This window comes from Microcystis sp. M53603_WE2 (assembly GCF_030065435.1).
Map to the genome: position 1 here is coordinate 1 of NZ_JASJFF010000172.1, position 1,798 is coordinate 1,798.

Annotated in this window: 2 protein-coding genes and 1 pseudogene; 2 read left to right on the top strand and 1 reads right to left on the bottom strand. The window is 41.8% G+C overall.

Features of this window, described 5'->3' with window-relative positions:
• Positions 1–695, bottom strand: a pseudogene (locus PX481_RS03790) (radical SAM protein); the annotation flags it as partial.
• A 528-nt stretch (positions 696–1,223) separates the two neighbouring features.
• Here PX481_RS03790 and PX481_RS03795 point away from each other — a divergent pair.
• Positions 1,224–1,400: a DUF4089 domain-containing protein gene (locus PX481_RS03795; protein WP_002758987.1), complete on the top strand. Its 177-nt coding sequence runs from the start codon at positions 1,224–1,226 to the stop codon at positions 1,398–1,400.
• Positions 1,397–1,798: amidase family protein (locus tag PX481_RS03800; RefSeq protein ID WP_288093713.1), on the top strand; the 402-nt coding region annotated here is incomplete at its 3' end. The genes PX481_RS03795 and PX481_RS03800, both read left to right, overlap by 4 nt.

Genomic DNA, 1,798 nt, shown 5'->3' on the forward strand with positions numbered 1-1,798 from the left:
CAACTTCGCACCACCTCTACCATATAAATATTCTCCCATGCCGCTTGTTTTGTTACCACCGTAGAAGCAGAAAGGGTATTACTGCGATAGGTTTGTTTACTAACAAAGGCGGGAACATTATTATCTATGGGTAGAATTGCTGTAATTTCACCTTCGGGACTATCATAATTAACGGTATATAAACTAGGAACATACACCCCCGGAACCTGGGACAAATGACGGAGTTTTGTCGGGCGATCGGCGTTTCTAACCTCTTGATAGGCATTAATAAAATCAGCAATTAAATTTTCACCATCTCCCAATAAAATTACATCAAAAAAAGCGGCAAAAGGTTCGGGATTAGCGGTTAAAACTGGTCCACCTCCAAAAATTATCGCCTGTCGATCTTGCCGTTGATGACTGTGACAGGGAATTTCTAAAGATTCCAACAGCGAGAGGATATTAACATAGTCTAATTCCCAGGAAAAGGAAAAGCCAACTAATTCGGGATAACGGGGGAAAGATTCTTGAAAATCCGTAAATAAACGACTAACTTGTATATCCGATCGCAGGGCTAAAGTTGCCCAAACAATTTGATAACCTAAACTGGTTATACCCACAGAATACTGATTAGGAAAGGCAAAAATAGTTCTAAGGGCATCACTGTGGGGTATTGCGGGAGTAAAGAGTAGTTTTTCGTCTTGTAAGATGGTCATTTCAGTTATCAGTTATCAGTTATCAGTTATCAGTTATCAGTTATCAGTTATCAGTTATCAGTGACTACCAGCAGTCTTCAGTAGCTTTTAATTTTCATTCTCTTGAAAGGGGAGGCTTGTTACCTCTTGTTTTTGGTCATATAAGTAGGTGGGTGGAATTAAATATAAGATGAACGTAGGTTGGGTTGAAGAATGAAACCCAACGCCCGATTATGTTACGCTACTGCTAACCCATCCTACAAATAATTGTGCCTCCCTACTTATAAGTTTAATTTAATCCGGAGGTGAAGGAGGGGAAAATATCTCAATATACAGTTCTAGGATCATATCTCAGGTTATGATCCTAGGGAGTCGGGGGTCAAGAACAAATTTAAGTTATACTTCCTCCCTAGGGATAGCTATTGTATTTACAGGAGATTTTCTCTTATATCCTAGCAATTTTCACAGCTTAACTAGGTGTCGATTTTATTCCTGAGCGCTGCTTTCAAGCAAATCTTGATCTCCTTCACCCCAACCAGAACGAAATCTATGAATAACCCAGAAGAATACGTTATGATCATGGCGAAAATCCTAGATTTAGCCATTCCCGATCGCTATTTAAATTCTGTGGTTGAAAACTGGCAACGCTTGCAAGAAATCGCCAGTTTAGTGACAGAATTTCCCTTAGAGGATGACGGGGAAAGCGCCCTCAGCTTTGAACCATGACTATTTCTGTGTGCAATTTAGCTCGATCAATCCAAAATCGTCAAACTAGCGCCTTAGAAGTTATTAATCGGACTTTAGCGGAGATAGAGGCGAAAAATCGCCATTTAAATTGCTTTACCGACATTTTACACCCTAGAGCGCTCGCTCAAGCCCAAAAAATCGATCTAGCGATCGCTGATGGGGAACCCGTCGGTGTCTTAGCAGGAGTCCCCTTCGCCGTCAAAAATCTCTTTGATATCGAGGGTATTGTCACCCTTGCCGGTTCCAAAATCAATCGAGATCACCCTGCCGCCGGACAAGATGCGATCGCTATACAATCCCTAGAAGCAGCCGGGGCAGTTTTGGTGGGGGCGACCAATATGGATGAGTACGCCTACGGTTTTGTCACCGAAAATGCC